Raw genomic sequence first — 15,001 nt, forward strand, 5'->3', positions numbered from 1 at the left:
AGCCGAATCTTAGGCCACAGCCGAAAAGACGATATCCAACCGGCTTTTGCGACGATGGCAGGTCGGTTTCCTGCTATCGGCGGTGTGATTGCGCCTGCAAATCTGCCGGCAAATGATCCGGGGCAGGAATGATCACGCAGGTAAGGCATCCGATCTGGCTTCCCGCCGTAAAGCCGGCGGGCGCGGGCACCTTTGCCACGCTTTATGCGCTGGAATCCTTTGCGCGTGCCTCGATCGCCAGCGTCGTTCCGATCCAGGCCTACGAACTCCTGCAGAACAAGCAGACCGTCTCTCTGCTCTACACGCTCGTTGCATTCATCGGCCTTTCGGCAACGCTGTTCATGCCGATGCTGATCGATCGGTTCTCGCGGCGTTGGATCTACACGACCGGCGTTGCGCTGCTCGCCGTCGGTTCGCTGCTGTTCATGACGCATTCGCTGCCCGGCCAGATGTTCGGGATGCTGGCCCGCGTCATGGGGGCGAGCGCGCTGGCGATCACGCTCAACCTCTACATCATGGACCATATCCGCAAGACCGACATCATGCAGGCCGAATCGCTGCGCATGGCGGCATCGATGATCGCCTGGACAGGCGGGCCGACGCTGGGTGTCTTCCTTTATACGCGCTACGGTATCTTCGTGACGCAGGGCGTGGTGGTTGCTTTCGCGACCGCGCTGCTGATCACTTTCTGGTACTTCCGCCTCGGCGACAACGCCATGATCCGACCGGGCAAGACGCGACCGGCCAATCCGCTGAAGAATATCGGCCGCTTCGTCGCCCAGCCACGGCTGCGGCTGGCCTGGGTGATAGCCTTCGGCCGCTCGTGCTTCTGGACGACGTTCTTCGTCTATGGGCCGATCCTGATGGTGGTGACGGGGCAGGGCGAGTTGGCCGGCGGCCTTCTGGTTTCGGCAGGCAACGCCCTTCTGTTCGCGGCCATCTACTGGGGCAAGGCAGGCCGGCGCTTCGGCGCGCGGAACATCATGGCGTTTGCCTTCTTCGGCATGAGCACGGCGCTGTTGCTGGCGGGGCTTGGCGGCGAGCGACTGCCGCTGGCGACGGGCGTCTTCCTGCTTTTCGGCGCACTGTTTGCGGTGGCGCTCGATGCGCTCGGCTCCACGGCCTTCATGCGCGCGGTGCGCATTCATGAGCGGCCGCAGATGACTGCCGTCTATCGCACCTATCTCGACCTGTCGGAGCTTTTGCCGCCGCTGGTCTATTCGGTGGTGCTTGCCTTCTTCGGGCTCGGCGCGGTGTTCGTCACGCTCGGCGTCTTCACGACAGTCTGCGGCTTGATCACCTGGCGCTATCTGCCGAAGTCGATGTGAGCGCCTGCGCGTGCTGGCCGCGCACCCATTGGTGGAAGCGCTGAAGCTCATATTCCTCCGGCATCAGCACGCCGGTCTCGTGGCGCAGCGAATGCAGGCCCTTCTGGTTGATCTCGCAGATGGCCGCGTCCTCTTCCAGAACCTGGATGCCGAACTTGACGATGTTTTCGAGGTCGGTCCCGCCTGAACTCAGCGCCTCCGGCAGAAACAGCCATTCGGCGACAAGCTCCGTCTGTTCCGGCCCCAACGGCACCAGCTGCACGGTGCGGACATAATCGACATGGCCGACGACGAACATCGACGGCAGATGCGCGGCATAGGTCTGGCCGGCAGCGCGCTCGGCCTCTGTCAGGTCTGGAAAAGCCGGGCCATGAACGCGCCCGTCCTCAGACCACGTCTCGGCACCGGCGCGCAGGCCGCCCGAATATTCGGGCGCATCATTGTCGGCATGAAGCGCCCAATCCGGGTCGTCGTGACGCGCCATCAGGCCGCGGCCATAGATCGGCACGAGATGCGACAGGGATTTATGGACGCCCGGGCAATGCAGGCACTCGTTGAAGTTTTCCCAAAAAATTTTCCAGTTGCAGTTCATAACCTTGCGAAAGGCGTGCCCGGTGACGAGGTCTTCCAGCGGCCAGTTGGTCAGGTCGGCGGAGCCGGCATCGAAAACATCTGCAGCCGAGCCCTGTGCATCTTCAGCCAGGTTGACGAAGACGAAACCACGCCAGACCGACAGCGCCACCGGATAGAGCGGGTAGTCGGCCTTGTTGAAGCCTTCGGGCAACGATTTCGACGGCACGCGCACGAGGTCGCCGCGCAGCGAATAGGACCACGCATGATAGGGGCAGGTGAGCAGCCGGGTCTTCAGTCTGCCTTCGCCTTCGCGGCAAAGCTGCGAGCCGCGATGGCGACATGTGTTGTGGAAAGCGCGCAGCACGCCGGTCTCGTCGCGAATGATCAGGATTTCCTGCGTGCCGAGTTTGAAGACGCGATAGGCTAGCGGTTGGTCTAGATCGGCCACACGGCAGGCCATGATCCAGTTTCGATACCAGATCGCGTCGAGATCGCGCTGGTATTCGGCGTCGCTCCAATAGGCGCGGGACGGAAGCGTCACCTCCGCCATTCGAAGGCCGTTATAGGCGTTGCCTTCCGCCGTGCCCGCCGTCATGGCGCGATCCCTCCAGACCGGAGCAGCGGATACCTGTGCGAAATAATTGTCAATTGCGGCGGTTATCGTCGCTAGCGCGTTTGCGACTTTTCCGGCGTGCAAAGGGCGGGAAATTGGTTTGCCGGGCGGCGGGTTTGTCCTTATAGTCGCCGCTGTCGTCGGTTCCGTGAGGAATCAATAGGGAATGCGGTGCGGGCAAAATCTGCCCAAAGCCGCGGCTGCCCCCGCAACTGTACGCGGCGAGCTCTCCCCAGATGCCACTGAGAGTTTTCTCGGGAAGGCGGGGAAGGGCGTCGACCCGCAAGCCAGGAGACCTGCCGACGACGTCGGAAACTCTAGGTGCCCTCGGGTGGAGGGTGAAAGGAATTTGGAAATGAACACGGTTTCTTCGTCGCTCGGCGCAACGGCAGGCTCAGTCACGCGCTCGATGCAGTTGGCAATGGCCGGTCTGCTCGGCCTCTTCGTTATCGGCTTCGTCGGCTTCTCGCATATGGAAGTCGTCCATAATGCCGGCCACGACTATCGCCACTCGATGGCGTTTCCCTGCCACTAACGAAGGACCGCTCCCATGACATTGTTTCGTAACGTCGTGTTCATCGCGGCGATCGCAGGGCTATTGTCCGGCATCGTCATGACGGCCATGCAGACCTATGCGACCGTTCCGCTGATCCTCAAGGCGGAAACCTTCGAGAATGCCGAGGGTGGCCACGAGCATGCCGCGCCGGCAACCAATAGTGCACAAACTGCCGCTCCGGCGGCTGAGGCCGCAGCACCCGCGCATGAGCATGAGGAAGAAGGTTGGGCGCCGGCGGACGGTTTTGAGCGCTTTGCCTTCACGGCACTCGCCAATATCGTCACCGGTATCGGCTTCGCGCTGGTTCTGGTCGCCGTTTCGGAACTCGCCGGCGGCATCGCCAACTGGCGCCAGGGCATTTTCTGGGGCTTTGCCGGCTTTGCCGTATTCACGCTGGCACCGGGCCTCGGCCTGCCGCCGGAACTGCCTGCCATGCCTGCGGCCGATCTTGCCGCCCGTCAGGTCTGGTGGATCGGCACGGTGGTTGCCACAGCTGCCGGCCTTGGCCTGATCGCCTTCCGCTCGTCGCTGGTGTTTTCGCTGATCGGCGTTGCGCTGATGGTCGCGCCGCACCTTCTGGGCGCGCCGCAGCCGGCAAGCCACGAATCGCCGATCCCGCCGGATCTGCATCATCAGTTCGTCGTCGCCGTAACCGTGACGAACCTGATCTTCTGGGTCGTTCTGGGTGCTGCCGTAGGCGTCATTCGCGGACGTTTCACCGGAACGGCGACAAGCCTGCGCGACAGCTTTGCCTGACGCCACTTCGCTAACCTTCCTGCTCGGCGGTGCGCGCTCCGGCAAGAGCGCGCATGCCGAGCGGTTGGCCACCGCATTCCCTGCGCCCTGGACCTATATCGCCACGGCGCAGGCCTTTGATGACGAGATGGTGGAACGCATCGCGCTGCATCGCGACCGCCGCGCCGAGGGCTGGCAGACGATTGATGTGCCGCTCGATCTTGCCGACGCCATAACCGGGGTTCCGGATGGGCAGCCCTTGCTGGTCGATTGCCTGACGCTCTGGCTTTCCAATCATTTGCTGGTCGATCATGATCTGGAACGCGAAAGCGAACGGCTGGAGGCGGTTCTGGCCAAGCCGCGCGGTCCGTGGTTCGTCGTCGCCAACGAGGTCGGGCTTGGCATCGTACCGGACAACGCCCTGGCGCGGAAATTCCGCGATGCCGCCGGCCGGCTCAATCAGAGGATCGCTGCCCGCGCCGACCGCGTGTTGTTCATGGTCGCGGGTCTGCCGATGCAGGTGAAATGAGATGAAAGAAATCGACGAAAAGGAAGCCGGGCGCCATAAGGCCAAGATGGCCAAGCGCAAGGCGGTGCAGGACGCCGAGGTGGCCGAAAAGACGGTCACCGAGAAGGGGCTGCTCATCGTCAACACCGGCCCCGGCAAAGGCAAGACGACGGCCGCCTTCGGGCTTGCTTTGCGCATGCTCGGCTACGGCAAGCGCGTCGGCGTGGTGCAGTTCGTCAAGGGCGCCTGGCACACCGGCGAGAAGGACGCCTTCGCCACCTTCGGCGACCGCATGGTCTGGCACACGATGGGCGAAGGGTTCACTTGGGAAACGCAAGACATCAAGCGCGACATCACTGCTGCCGAAGCCGCATGGGCCAAGGCGGTGGAGCTGATTTCCGATCCGTCGATCAGCCTCGTCGTGCTGGATGAACTCAACATCGCGCTGCGCTATGACTATCTCGACCTCGACAGCGTGGTTGCGACTTTGAAGAACCGGCGGGAGGGCCTGCATGTCGTCGTCACCGGCCGCAATGCCAAGCCGGCGCTGATTGAGGCTGCTGATCTTGTGACCGAAATGGGCTCGGTGAAGCACCATTTTTCGGCCGGGGTGAAGGCGCAGCAGGGGATTGAGTTTTAGGGGCGCTGTTCCGTTTCCCTTCTTCGCATAGGTAGCACTCTACGGCGCCCCCCTCTGGCCTGCCGGCCATCTCCCCCACAGGTGGGGAGATCAGCAGCTTCGTTGCCCCGCTCACCTTGCGGCGTTTCTGATTGGCGAAAGTCGTGATGACAGCTGATCTCCCCACCTGTGGGGGAGATGGCCGGCAGGCCAGAGGGGGGCGCGAAGGAATACAAGCGTGCCGGTAGGGGTGCCTCTTTATCCAAGCACGTAACCCAAACCTGCCAACACTCCAAACCCCACCACCATCAACCCATCCGCCGTCCAATAAAGCCGCAGCGCCCGCCTGATATCCGCGGCGTTCGCCTCGCGCCGCCCGTCGCCCATCGTCGCATCCTCGACCATGACGCCGCCATAGACGCGCGGGCCGGCCAGCGACAGACCGAGCGCGCCGGCCATTGCAGCCTCCGGCCAACCGGCATTGGGCGAGCGGTGTTTGGAGGCATCGCGCCAGACGCTGCGCCAGGCATTGGCTGCGCTTGCCCCGGGCACGATCGTCGCGGCAATCACCAGCAGCAAAGCGGTCAAACGTGAAGCTGGCAGGTTGATCAAATCGTCAAAGCGGGCAGCTGCCCAGCCGAAGGCTTCGTGACGAGGCGTGCGGTGGCCGATCATCGAGTCGGCGGTGTTGGCGGCCTTGTAGGCGACGCCACCCGCCAGCCCGCCAATGCCCAGCCAGAAGGCCGGTGCGACGATGCCGTCGGAGAAATTCTCGGCAAGGCTTTCGATCGCGGCGCGGCTGATACCTGCCTCGTCGAGCCGTTCGGGATCGCGGCCGACGATCTGCGATACAGCGCGCCTGCCGGCCTGCAAGCCGCCGCGATCGAGCGCATCGGCGACCGCTTTCACATGACTGGCAAGGCTGCGCTGCGCCAGCAATGTGCTGCCGAGAAGCGCCGACGCCACGATGCCTAGAGCCGAAAGCGAAAACAGCGTTTCGAGGAAAAATGCGATGCCTGCCGGGATGGCAATCAGCACGATCAGCGCCACCACGCCCCAAATGCGGCGCGAAGCGTCGGATTGGGTCGCGCGGTTGAGGTTCCTGTCGAGGAAAGAAATGAGCTGGCCGATCCAGATCACCGGATGGCCGATTGCGCGCACCAGCCGATCCGGGTAACCGAGACCCAGTTCGACGAGAAGCGACAGGAAGGCGAGCAGGACGAACATGGCGCTGGAAAACAGGAGTGCGGTGACGGCGGTGGCCGATCACGGCGGCAGCCTCGGCCGGGCGGCAGCGCTGTTTCCGCATGCGCCGCTGCCCTGGATCGACCTGTCGACCGGGATCAATCCGCACTCCTATCCGCTTTTCGATCTCCCTGCCACAGCCTTGTCGCGGCTGCCGGAGCCGGGCCGTTCGCGCGAACTGGCATCGATTGCGGCAAGCGCCTATGGCGCGCCATCTGCCGCCAATGTGGTGTCCGCGCCGGGCACGCAGATACTGCTGCCGCGTGTCGCCTCGCTGGTGAAACCGGGCAGGGCGCTGATACTGGGACCGACCTATGCCGAGCACGCGCGGGCGGCGGCGATAGCGGGTCATACGGTGTCGGAGGTGAAGGATTTCGGGGTGCTTTACGATGGGGACCTCGCCATCATCGTCAATCCGAACAATCCCGACGGGCGCGTGATTGCGCGCGAAAAGCTTCTTCATCTGGCCGCCGCGCTCCACGCCAAGGGGGGACTTCTGGTGGTCGATGAGGCCTTCATGGATGTCGGGCCGCAGTCCGAGCGCGTCGACGGCGATGTCGGGCAGGGCGGTCTCGTCGTGCTGCGTTCCTTCGGCAAGTTTTTTGGCCTTGCTGGTGTTCGATTGGGCTTTGCCATTGCCGAGAAATCTTTGGCGGAGCGGCTGGACGCAGAACTCGGGCCATGGGCCGTTGCCGGTCCGGCGCTGGAATATGGCATCAAGGCGCTGGCCGACACCTCGTGGCAGACTGCGATGCGCGACAGGCTCAACGACGAAGCGGCGCGGCTCGACGCGCTGCTGGCAAGGCATGGAGTGATCGTAACCGGCGGCACCAGCCTGTTCCGCTTCGTGAAAACGCCCCACGCCGCTAGCCTGTTCACCGCGCTCGGCGAAAAGGGTATCCTGCTGCGCAATTTCAGTTGGGATGCGACCGCGCTCCGCATCGGCCTGCCCGAAAGCGAAGCCGAGTGGCTGCGGCTGGAACAGGCGCTTGCCGCGTGGGCGAAGCGCGCTGAAAACCTTACCGAGGTGGGTTCATGATCTACGTCTGTCCGCTGTCGAAGATCGATGAAACGGCGACGCGCATCGGCGCGAGCCGAATGGTTTCGCTGCTCAACACCGGCACGGCGCTGACCCGTCCCGCCGTGATCGCGCCGGCAAACCATCTGCTGCTGCTCATGAACGATATCGCCGAGGCACAGGAAGGCATGACCTTGCCGGGCGAGGAGCATGTGCGCAGCCTGCTCGATTTTGCCGGCACTTGGGATCGCGCGCAGCCGCTGCTCATCCACTGCTTTGCCGGCATCAGCCGTTCGACAGCGTCGGCTTATATCGTGGCTTCAGCGCTCTCGCCGCGTCGCGACGAGGTCGAACTGGCGAACGCGCTGCGGCAGGCTTCGCCCTCGGCAACGCCCAATCCGCGCCTTGTCGCGGTGGCTGATGACATTCTCGGGCGAAGTGGACGCATGGTCGATGCGATCCGGGCGATCGGGCGCGGTGCTGACGCTTTTGAGGGGACGCCGTTCGGGCTGAACCTCTGATCAGGGCAGCCAGTCGGCCAGTTTTGCTTTCCTGACGTCCTGCAACAGGCGAATGAAGCCATCGGCCTGATGTTCGGCCGTCAGCTTTCCTTTTTCAGCGGTCGCAATGGCAGCATTGCCGACGACTCCATGCTTGTTGAGATCGGTGGCAACCCAGGCGAAGGCATGCGTGCCGGTCTGGCGCAGAAGGTCGAATTGCTGCTCGGCATTCGCGACATTGGAGACGAAATTCTCGGCCTTGGCCATATCGACCAGATCGGGCCGGAAATGCAGCATCAGCGAAGTCTCGACATCGCCGCCATGGATACCGTGACGGTCTTCGAGTTCAGGGTACATGCCCTCGGGCCGCCCGAAACGCTGCCAGCTCGTCTTCACCGCCAGCATGTCGAAGCGCACGCGCAGCTCGCGCGTGACGATGCCCATGATTTCTTCATTGCCGCCATGTGAATTGACCACCACCAGCTTGCGCACGCCGGCCCGCGCGATGGAAACGCCGAGTTCGGTCCATGCTTCGATCAGCGTTGTCGCCGGCAAGGTCAGCGTGCCCGGTGCGTAGAGGTGCTCATTGGATTTTCCGACCGCCTGCACCGGCAGGATGCGGATGTCGAGATCGTCCGGCAGGCGCGCGATGACAGCGTCCAGCATGCCGTTCATGATGGTGGTGTCGGTGGACACCGGCAGGTGAGGCCCATGCTGCTCGATTGCCGCGACCGGGAGGACGGCGATCGTCGCCTCGGGATCGATCGAGGCATATTCGGTGGTCTTGTAGTCGCCCCACCAGACGCGTCTTTTTGCTTGGGCCACTGGGCACTCCGAAGAACTTGATAATGGTTTGCGCTGCCCCTCACCCTTACCCTCTCCCCGTAAGGACGGGGAGAGGGGGTCGCCGGCGCTGGAGCTTCCTCCTTCTCCCCGTCACTATACGGGGAGAAGGTGCCGGCAGGCGGATGAGGGGCAGCGCCAATCTCTGGATCATTTAACGACAGTGCGAAGCGCTGTCGACTTATCCAGCCGCAACTACCTCGATCTCGACCTTGAACTCCGGGCGGGCAAATCCGGAAACGATCATCAGCGTCGAAGCGGGTGCAGGATCGGAAAACAGGCGGTCGCGTACGTCCATATAGGGTCGCAGATAGGCTCGGTCGGTGACGAAGGCGTTGATGCGCACGATATCCCTCAGCGTCAAGCCCGCTTCGCCGAGGATTGCCGCGATGTTGGCGAAGCAGAGTTCGGCCTGCGCGCCGGCATCCTCGGGGATAGTGTCATCCGGCCCAATGCCGAGCTGGCCGGAGCACAGAACGAGGCGCCTGCCAGCCGGAACTTCCACGCCGTGGCTGTAGCGCGCGAAGGGTGGTTTTATCGTTTTGGGGGTGAGGAATCTGAGCATGAAAATCTCCGGGTTGCCGTGACCCTAGATCGGTTGAGCATCCCGCTTCAAGCCGTTGTGCATGCTTTCCAACCATGATGGACAGACGCCCAGAAAATGGGCACGATGCCGGGTGAAATAGCATATACGCGCCGCTGGAATTGCACGATGGCGTCATCATCCCTGCAAATGCCCAATGGCATACGTCTTGCTTTAAATATTTATTGCCCGGCGATGATCGCGGGCTGAAACAGGGGTGTTGTCGATGAACAGGAAATTCTGCTTCTCCGTCGGCGTGATCGCGCTTCTCGGCGCTTCCGCTTCGACCGCGCTGGCAGCCGAAAAGATCACCTACATGACCAACTGGTTGGCCCAGGCCGAGCATGGCGGCTATTATCAGGCTGTTGCCGACGGCACCTATGCCGCCTGCGGGCTGGACGTCACCATCCAGCAGGGTGGACCCCAGGTCAGCGGCCGGCCGCTGCTTCTGGCCGGCAAGATCGATTTCTATATGGGCGGCAACCTGTTGCAGGCATTCGATGCCGTGCAGCAGAACATTCCGTTGCGCATCGTTGCCGCTTCCTTCCAGAAGGAGCCGCAGGTGGTGATGTCCCATCCGGGGCAGGGCCTCGACAAATGGGAAGACCTGAAGAACGCTGACCAGTACATCCTGGGTGACGAGGGCGCGCAGAGCTTCTTCCAGTGGATGATCACCGAATTCGGTTTCGATCCCGCAAAACGCGTGCCTTACACCTTCAATGCGGCACCCTTCATTGCCAACGCAAAGTCCATCCAGCAGGGTTATGTCACCTCGGAACCTTTCGCAGTCGAGAAGGAAGGCGGCTTCAAGCCCAACACTTTCCTGCTGGCTGATTACGGTTTCAGCACCTACGCGACCACGATCGAGGCGATGCAGGAGACGATCGACAAGCGGCCGGAAGTGGTAAAATGCTTCGTCGATGGCTCGGCCAAGGGCTGGTACAATTATCTCTACGGTGACAACAAAGCCGCCAACGAGGCGATCAAGAAGGACAATCCCGACATCACCGACGAGCAGATCGCGTTTTCGATCGAGCAGATGAAGAAGTTCGGCATCGTCGATTCGGGCGATGCGGAAAAGCTCGGCATCGGCGCCATGACCGACGAGCATATCGCAGGGTTCTACGCCAAGATGGTCAAGGCCAAGGTCATCCCCGAGGGCCTCGATATCAAGAAGGCCTACACGCTTGATTTCGTCAACAAGGGCGTCGGGCTCGACCTGAAGAAGTGAGCCCGGCTCCGGCGTAATGGTTCCATCGACAACAGTACCAGGCATGGAAGGCAGCGGAAAACCGCTGCTTTCGTTGCGTGCTGTCGGCAAGACTTTTTCCAACGGCGTGACCGCGCTCAGCAATGTCGACATGACCATCCGGGAAGGCGATTTCCTCAGCCTGCTCGGCCCGTCAGGCTGTGGCAAGTCGACGGCGCTGCGCATCATCGCCGGCCTGACGGCGCCGACCACCGGCACGCTGGACTGGTCGCGCAAGCCGGGCGAGGAAAGCTCCGTCGGTTTCGTCTTTCAGGAGCCGACGCTGCTGCCCTGGGCCAGCGTGTTCGATAATGTGTGGCTGCCGCTGCGGCTGAAGGGCGTTTCACGAAGCGATGCTGCACCGGCGGTTTCGCAGCTTCTTGAGCGCGTTCACCTGTCGGGATTCGAAAACGCCGTGCCGCGCGAGCTATCCGGCGGCATGAAGATGCGCGTGTCGATCGCGCGTGCGCTGGTGACCAAGCCGCGCGTGCTGCTCATGGACGAGCCGTTTGCGGCGCTCGACGAAATCACGCGCTTCAAGCTCAACAACGACCTGCTGGAGCTCTGGCAGGATGAGCGCTTCACCGTCGTCTTCGTCACGCACAGCGTTTTCGAGAGTGTTTTTCTCTCCAACCGCATCGTCGTCATGGCGGCACGGCCGGGGCGAGTGTTTCAGGAGGTCGAGGTCGACGCACCCTATCCGCGCGACGAAGCGTTTCGCACGTCGCCTGCCTATGCAGCACTTTGCCGGCAGGCCTCGGACGTGTTGGTCAGCGCCATCAACTCCACACACGGAGCGGCGGCATGACCGCTGTCGAGAACTCCGTGGCAACGCTCGATCCCGAGGAAGCACGGCGTCTGCGCCGGGAGCGGCTGGAACGCATCGGCAGCTGGGTTCTGCCGCTGGCGATCATGGTGCTGGCGATCTGGCTGTGGGATCGCATCTGCGTCTGGAATGAGATCCCGCAATATATCCTGCCGCGTCCCGGCGTCGTGTTGCAGACGCTGCATAGCGACGCTGCCTTGCTGTTCGGCTCGCTGCTGGTGACGCTGCGCATCACCTTTCTCGGCCTGCTTCTGGCGGTGGTCGGCGGCGTGGGGCTGGCAGTGCTGTTTGCGCAGTCGAAATGGGTGGAGATGTCGCTCTTCCCCTTCGCCATCGTGCTGCAGGTCACGCCGATCGTCGCGATCTTTCCGCTTATCAACATCTATGTCGACAACCAGACGGCCAAGCTTTTGCTCTGCGCCTGGATCGTTGCTTTCTTCCCGATCCTGTCCAACACCACGCTCGGGCTGAACTCGGTCGACCGCAATCTGCGCGACCTGTTCCGGCTGAACGGCGCGACGCGCTGGCAGGAGCTCTGGCATCTGCGGCTGCCGGCGGCGATGCCCTATTTTCTCGGCGGCTTGAAGATCGCCGGCGGCCTGTCGCTCATCGGCGCGGTGGTGGCCGAGTTCGTCGCCGGCGCTTCTGGGCAATCGTCGGGACTCGCCTCGCGCATCATCGAGGCTGGTTATAGGCTGAATGCGCCGAGATTGTTCGCGGCGCTGATCCTGATCTCGCTCGCCGGCATCGTCATCTTCCTCGTGCTTTCGCTCGTGTCGCATCTCATCCTGCGGCGCTGGCACGAAAGCGCGCTGAAGCAGGAGCGGTGAGGGTGTTGGCGCGCGGTACAGAAAGAATGGGAACGTCTGCGCTCTACGTTGCCCCCCTCTGGCCTGCCGGCCATCTCCCCCACAGGTGGGGAGATCAGCCTTCATGTCAGCTTTCGCCAATCTTCAGCGTTTCAGAACAGGCGGGACGAGCGACGCTGCTAATCTCCCCACCTGTGGGGGAGATGTCCGGCAGGACAGAGGGGGGCGCGAAGGAACGTGGCGTTGCTGCCCATTCGCCGAGGTGGGCGGTGCAATGACATTAATCGACATCCCCATTTCCGGCCCATACACCCTCACCAACACCCGCGTGCATTCCTCACTCACGCCGGACCTCGCAGGTCCCTTCGACGTTGACGGCTTCGCGCTGGCCGAAATAGCGGTTACGGACGGCAAGATCGCCGGCATCATGGCGAGCGATTCAGCTTCGCCAGCCGCCGACGCTATCGACCTCAAAGGCAGCATCGTCCTTCCCTGTTTCGTCGACTGCCACACCCATATCGACAAGGGCCACATATGGCCGCGAACGCCGAACCCGGACGGTTCCTTTCCCGGTGCGCTCATCGCGACAGGAAACGACCGCGCCGCGCGCTGGACTGCCGAGGATGTCGCCCGGCGCATGGATTTCTCCCTGCGCTCGGCCTATGCGCACGGCACCAAGGCGCTGCGCACCCATATCGACAGCGTGCCGCCGCAGGAAGAAATCTCCTGGCCGGTTTTTGAGGAAATGCGCGAGCGCTGGCGTGGCCGCATCGAGTTGCAGGGGGCCTGCCTGCTCGGCATTGATGGCGTGCGCGATGCGGCATGGTTTGAACGGTTGGCGAAGCAGGTGGCGGCTGCCAATGGCGTGCTCGGCGCTGTCGCCTATATGGTGCCCGACCTCGACGAACTGCTCGACCGCATGTTCCGCACCGCGATTGATCACGGCCTCGACCTCGATTTCCATGCCGATGAAACTGCCGATATCTCCGCAGTCGGTCTGAGGAAAATCGCCGAAGCCGCCTTGCGTCATAGCTTCGCGGGAAAAATCCTCGTTGGCCATTGCTGCTCGCTGGCGCGCCAGCCGGATGCTGACGTGCTGGATACGCTCGACAAGGTCGCGCGTGCTGGCATTGCGGTGGTGTCGCTGCCGATGTGCAATCTCTACCTTCAGGACCGGCGCCATGACGGCACCACGCCGCGCTGGCGTGGCGTGACGCTGCTGCATGAGATGAAGGCGCGCGGCATTCCGGTTTCGGTCGCCTCCGACAACACCCGCGACCCGTTTTATGCCTATGGCGATCTCGACATGCTGGAAGTCTATCGCATGGCGACACGCATCCTGCATTTAGATCACCCGGTGAGCGACTGGCCGAAGTCGGTTGCGTCGTCGCCGGCGGAGGTGATGCGGCTCGACGGAGCGGACAGCATAAGCGCCGGCGACGCCGCCGACTTCGTCATTTTCAAGGGTCGGAGCTGGACCGAGCTTCTGTCGCGGCCGGAATCGGATCGCATCGTCGTCCGCGATGGCAAGGCGATTGCGCGCGAACTGCCCGACTATGCCGAACTCGACGACCTTATGGTGAAATGATGAACATTGCGGCGCTTAAGCGCGAACTCGACGGCATGAAGATCGAAGACAATCCGGCGATCGTGCAGCAGAAGAGCCGCGATTTCTACTGGTACAGCCCTGTCCTCAAGCGCCAGCTCGAAAACGTCACCGCGGATCTCGTTGTCTCGCCCAAGAACCAGGCCGCGGTCGTGCGCGTGCTCGCCGCCTGTCACCGCCTCGGCATTCCGGTAACGCCGCGCGGCACCGGCACCGGCAATTACGGTCAGGCCATGCCATTGTCGGGCGGTGTGGTGCTGTCGCTAGCCGAGATGAGCGAGATCACCACGATTGCACCGGGACGCGTCATTTGCGGGCCGGGTGCCATCCTCGCCGATATCGACCGGGCGACGCGCGCCCATTCGGGACAGGAACTGCGCCTGCATCCCTCGACCTACAACACTGCCTCCATCGGGGGGTTCATTGCCGGCGGGTCGGGCGGGGTCGGCTCGATTAATTTCGGCGGTTTGCGCGATTTCGGCAATGTCATTCGCCTGCGCGTCATCACCATGGAGGCTGAGCCGAAGGTGCTCGATCTCACCGGCGAGAATCTGCACAAGGTCACACACGCCTATGGCACCAACGGCATCATCGTCGAAGTCGAGATGCCGCTGACGGCATCCTATGACTGGATCGACGTGATCGTCGGCTTCGACAGTTTCATGGGCGCGGCGCGCTACGGCAATGCGCTTGGCTGCCAGGACGGGTTGCTGACCAAGCTCATCACGCCGATCGCGGCACCTGTGCCGCAGGATTATTTCAAGCGCCACCAGCGTTTTTTCCGGTCGGGGCAGAGCATCTGCCTGGTGATGGTCGCGCCGCATTCGCTCGACGCATTTCTTGCTTTCACGCGTCGCGAGGGCGGCGAAGTCGTGATGAACGCTGCCAGCATGTCCGAGGAGGAGAAAAAGGGCCTGCCGCCGACCTTCGAGCTTGCCTGGAACCATACGACCTTGCGGGCGCTGCGCGTCGATCCCGCGATGACCTATCTCCAATCGCTATACCCATTCCCGAACCAGTTGGCTCTGGTCGAGAAGATGGACGCGATGTTTCCGGGCGAGGTGTTTTCCCATCTCGAATTCGTGCGCTTCGACGGCAACATCACCTGTTTCGGCCTGCCGTTGGTGAAATTCACCACCGAAGAGCGGCTCGATGAGATCATTCGCTTGCATGAGGAGAATAGCTGTCCGATCTTCAACCCGCACCGCTACACGCTGGAGGAGGGCGGCATGAAGCAGACGGACGATATCCAGCTCGCCTTCAAGCGCGAGGCCGATCCGCAAGGGCTGCTCAATCCCGGCAAGATGATTGCCTGGGAAAATCCCGACTATGATTATCGGTCGGGCAAGACGTTCCTATTCAAGGGTTTGCAGCGGGCGGGTTGACGGGA

16 protein-coding genes and 1 riboswitch are annotated in these 15,001 nt (G+C 62.6%); of the genes, 12 read left to right on the forward strand and 4 right to left on the reverse strand.

Annotated features, from left to right (window positions below):
• The first annotated feature begins 128 nt into the window (after positions 1-128).
• Entirely contained in the window at positions 129-1,328 is a 1,200-nt protein-coding gene (locus WBQ96_RS07420) for an MFS transporter (RefSeq protein ID WP_336548813.1), read from the forward strand.
• Here WBQ96_RS07420 and WBQ96_RS07425 read toward each other — a convergent pair.
• Positions 1,297-2,496, reverse strand: a complete 1,200-nt coding sequence (locus WBQ96_RS07425) for an aromatic ring-hydroxylating oxygenase subunit alpha (RefSeq protein ID WP_336548815.1) — start codon at positions 2,494-2,496, stop codon at positions 1,297-1,299. The genes WBQ96_RS07420 and WBQ96_RS07425 overlap by 32 nt on opposite strands.
• Before the next feature lie 142 nt (positions 2,497-2,638).
• Positions 2,639-2,832: riboswitch (cobalamin riboswitch) on the forward strand.
• 37 nt (positions 2,833-2,869) lie between these two features.
• Here WBQ96_RS07425 and WBQ96_RS07430 point away from each other — a divergent pair.
• Genes WBQ96_RS07430 through cobO form a run of 4 tightly spaced genes read left to right on the forward strand, consistent with a single transcriptional unit; the run spans position 2,870 to position 4,953 of the window.
• Positions 2,870-3,049 (forward strand): CbtB domain-containing protein, encoded by a 180-nt coding sequence (locus WBQ96_RS07430; protein ID WP_336548817.1) that lies wholly within the window; start codon positions 2,870-2,872, stop codon positions 3,047-3,049.
• A 15-nt stretch (positions 3,050-3,064) separates the two neighbouring features.
• Positions 3,065-3,826, forward strand: coding sequence for a CbtA family protein (locus tag WBQ96_RS07435; protein WP_336548819.1), 762 nt, complete (start codon positions 3,065-3,067; stop codon positions 3,824-3,826).
• Positions 3,819-4,334: a bifunctional adenosylcobinamide kinase/adenosylcobinamide-phosphate guanylyltransferase gene (gene cobU / locus WBQ96_RS07440; RefSeq protein ID WP_336548821.1), complete on the forward strand. Its 516-nt coding sequence runs from the start codon at positions 3,819-3,821 to the stop codon at positions 4,332-4,334. The genes WBQ96_RS07435 and cobU overlap by 8 nt, the downstream gene beginning before the upstream one ends.
• Before the next feature lies 1 nt (position 4,335).
• Positions 4,336-4,953 (forward strand): cob(I)yrinic acid a,c-diamide adenosyltransferase, encoded by a 618-nt coding sequence (cobO, locus tag WBQ96_RS07445; RefSeq protein ID WP_336548823.1) that lies wholly within the window; start codon positions 4,336-4,338, stop codon positions 4,951-4,953.
• Between the two features lie 237 nt (positions 4,954-5,190).
• On the opposite strand, the gene cbiB is transcribed toward cobO, so the two are convergent.
• Positions 5,191-6,159 (reverse strand): adenosylcobinamide-phosphate synthase CbiB, encoded by a 969-nt coding sequence (gene cbiB / locus WBQ96_RS07450; RefSeq protein WP_336548825.1) that lies wholly within the window; start codon positions 6,157-6,159, stop codon positions 5,191-5,193.
• On the opposite strand from cbiB, the gene cobD reads away from it, so the two are divergent.
• The gene (gene cobD / locus WBQ96_RS07455) at positions 6,158-7,216 is read left to right on the forward strand and encodes a threonine-phosphate decarboxylase CobD (RefSeq protein ID WP_336548826.1); all 1,059 of its coding nucleotides are present in this window, start codon (positions 6,158-6,160) and stop codon (positions 7,214-7,216) included. The genes cbiB and cobD overlap by 2 nt on opposite strands.
• A complete protein-coding gene (locus WBQ96_RS07460) occupies positions 7,213-7,716 on the forward strand; it encodes a tyrosine phosphatase family protein (protein WP_336548828.1) in 504 nt (167 codons plus the stop codon). The genes cobD and WBQ96_RS07460 overlap by 4 nt, the downstream gene beginning before the upstream one ends.
• Here the strand turns inward: WBQ96_RS07460 and WBQ96_RS07465 are convergent, their stop codons facing one another.
• Both WBQ96_RS07465 and WBQ96_RS07470 read right to left on the reverse strand, forming a co-directional pair.
• Positions 7,717-8,520: a creatininase family protein gene (locus WBQ96_RS07465; RefSeq protein WP_336548830.1), complete on the reverse strand. Its 804-nt coding sequence runs from the start codon at positions 8,518-8,520 to the stop codon at positions 7,717-7,719. It abuts the gene before it with no gap.
• Positions 8,521-8,719: 199 nt separating this feature from the next.
• The gene (locus tag WBQ96_RS07470) at positions 8,720-9,103 is read right to left on the reverse strand and encodes a RidA family protein (protein WP_165115808.1); all 384 of its coding nucleotides are present in this window, start codon (positions 9,101-9,103) and stop codon (positions 8,720-8,722) included.
• A gap of 244 nt (positions 9,104-9,347) precedes the next feature.
• Between WBQ96_RS07470 and WBQ96_RS07475 the strand changes: the two genes are divergently transcribed.
• From WBQ96_RS07475 to WBQ96_RS07495, 5 genes are all read left to right on the forward strand, one after another.
• Positions 9,348-10,352 carry an ABC transporter substrate-binding protein gene (locus WBQ96_RS07475; RefSeq protein ID WP_336548833.1) on the forward strand — a complete coding sequence of 335 codons (1,005 nt, stop codon included), beginning with the start codon at positions 9,348-9,350 and terminating at the stop codon, positions 10,350-10,352.
• A 43-nt stretch (positions 10,353-10,395) separates the two neighbouring features.
• Positions 10,396-11,178: an ABC transporter ATP-binding protein gene (locus WBQ96_RS07480; protein WP_336548835.1), complete on the forward strand. Its 783-nt coding sequence runs from the start codon at positions 10,396-10,398 to the stop codon at positions 11,176-11,178.
• Positions 11,175-12,026, forward strand: a complete 852-nt coding sequence (locus tag WBQ96_RS07485; RefSeq protein ID WP_336548837.1) for an ABC transporter permease — start codon at positions 11,175-11,177, stop codon at positions 12,024-12,026. Before WBQ96_RS07480 ends, WBQ96_RS07485 begins: the two co-directional genes overlap by 4 nt.
• Before the next feature lie 253 nt (positions 12,027-12,279).
• On the forward strand, positions 12,280-13,593 hold the full coding sequence (locus WBQ96_RS07490) for a cytosine deaminase (RefSeq protein WP_336548839.1): 1,314 nt from the start codon (positions 12,280-12,282) through the stop codon (positions 13,591-13,593).
• On the forward strand, positions 13,593-14,996 hold the full coding sequence (locus WBQ96_RS07495; RefSeq protein WP_336548948.1) for an FAD-binding oxidoreductase: 1,404 nt from the start codon (positions 13,593-13,595) through the stop codon (positions 14,994-14,996). The genes WBQ96_RS07490 and WBQ96_RS07495 overlap by 1 nt, the downstream gene beginning before the upstream one ends.
• Positions 14,997-15,001: the final 5 nt, after the last annotated feature.

The sequence above is a fragment of the Mesorhizobium sp. CCNWLY176 genome (assembly GCF_037153935.1).
GTDB classification, from domain to species: domain Bacteria; phylum Pseudomonadota; class Alphaproteobacteria; order Rhizobiales; family Rhizobiaceae; genus Mesorhizobium_M; species Mesorhizobium_M zhangyense.

Coding starts and splice junctions, on each gene's coding strand:
- WBQ96_RS07430 (WP_336548817.1), top strand. CDS start 2,870: ATGAACACGGTTTCTTCGTCGCTCGGCGCAACGGCAGGCTCAGTCACG.
- WBQ96_RS07480 (WP_336548835.1), top strand. CDS start 10,396: ATGGAAGGCAGCGGAAAACCGCTGCTTTCGTTGCGTGCTGTCGGCAAG.
- WBQ96_RS07420 (WP_336548813.1), top strand. CDS start 129: ATGATCACGCAGGTAAGGCATCCGATCTGGCTTCCCGCCGTAAAGCCG.
- WBQ96_RS07435 (WP_336548819.1), top strand. CDS start 3,065: ATGACATTGTTTCGTAACGTCGTGTTCATCGCGGCGATCGCAGGGCTA.
- WBQ96_RS07490 (WP_336548839.1), top strand. CDS start 12,280: ATGACATTAATCGACATCCCCATTTCCGGCCCATACACCCTCACCAAC.
- WBQ96_RS07470 (WP_165115808.1), bottom strand. CDS start 9,103: ATGCTCAGATTCCTCACCCCCAAAACGATAAAACCACCCTTCGCGCGC.
- cobO (WP_336548823.1), top strand. CDS start 4,336: ATGAAAGAAATCGACGAAAAGGAAGCCGGGCGCCATAAGGCCAAGATG.
- cobD (WP_336548826.1), top strand. CDS start 6,158: ATGGCGCTGGAAAACAGGAGTGCGGTGACGGCGGTGGCCGATCACGGC.
- WBQ96_RS07485 (WP_336548837.1), top strand. CDS start 11,175: ATGACCGCTGTCGAGAACTCCGTGGCAACGCTCGATCCCGAGGAAGCA.
- WBQ96_RS07460 (WP_336548828.1), top strand. CDS start 7,213: ATGATCTACGTCTGTCCGCTGTCGAAGATCGATGAAACGGCGACGCGC.
- WBQ96_RS07475 (WP_336548833.1), top strand. CDS start 9,348: ATGAACAGGAAATTCTGCTTCTCCGTCGGCGTGATCGCGCTTCTCGGC.
- WBQ96_RS07495 (WP_336548948.1), top strand. CDS start 13,593: ATGAACATTGCGGCGCTTAAGCGCGAACTCGACGGCATGAAGATCGAA.
- WBQ96_RS07425 (WP_336548815.1), bottom strand. CDS start 2,496: ATGACGGCGGGCACGGCGGAAGGCAACGCCTATAACGGCCTTCGAATG.
- cbiB (WP_336548825.1), bottom strand. CDS start 6,159: ATGTTCGTCCTGCTCGCCTTCCTGTCGCTTCTCGTCGAACTGGGTCTC.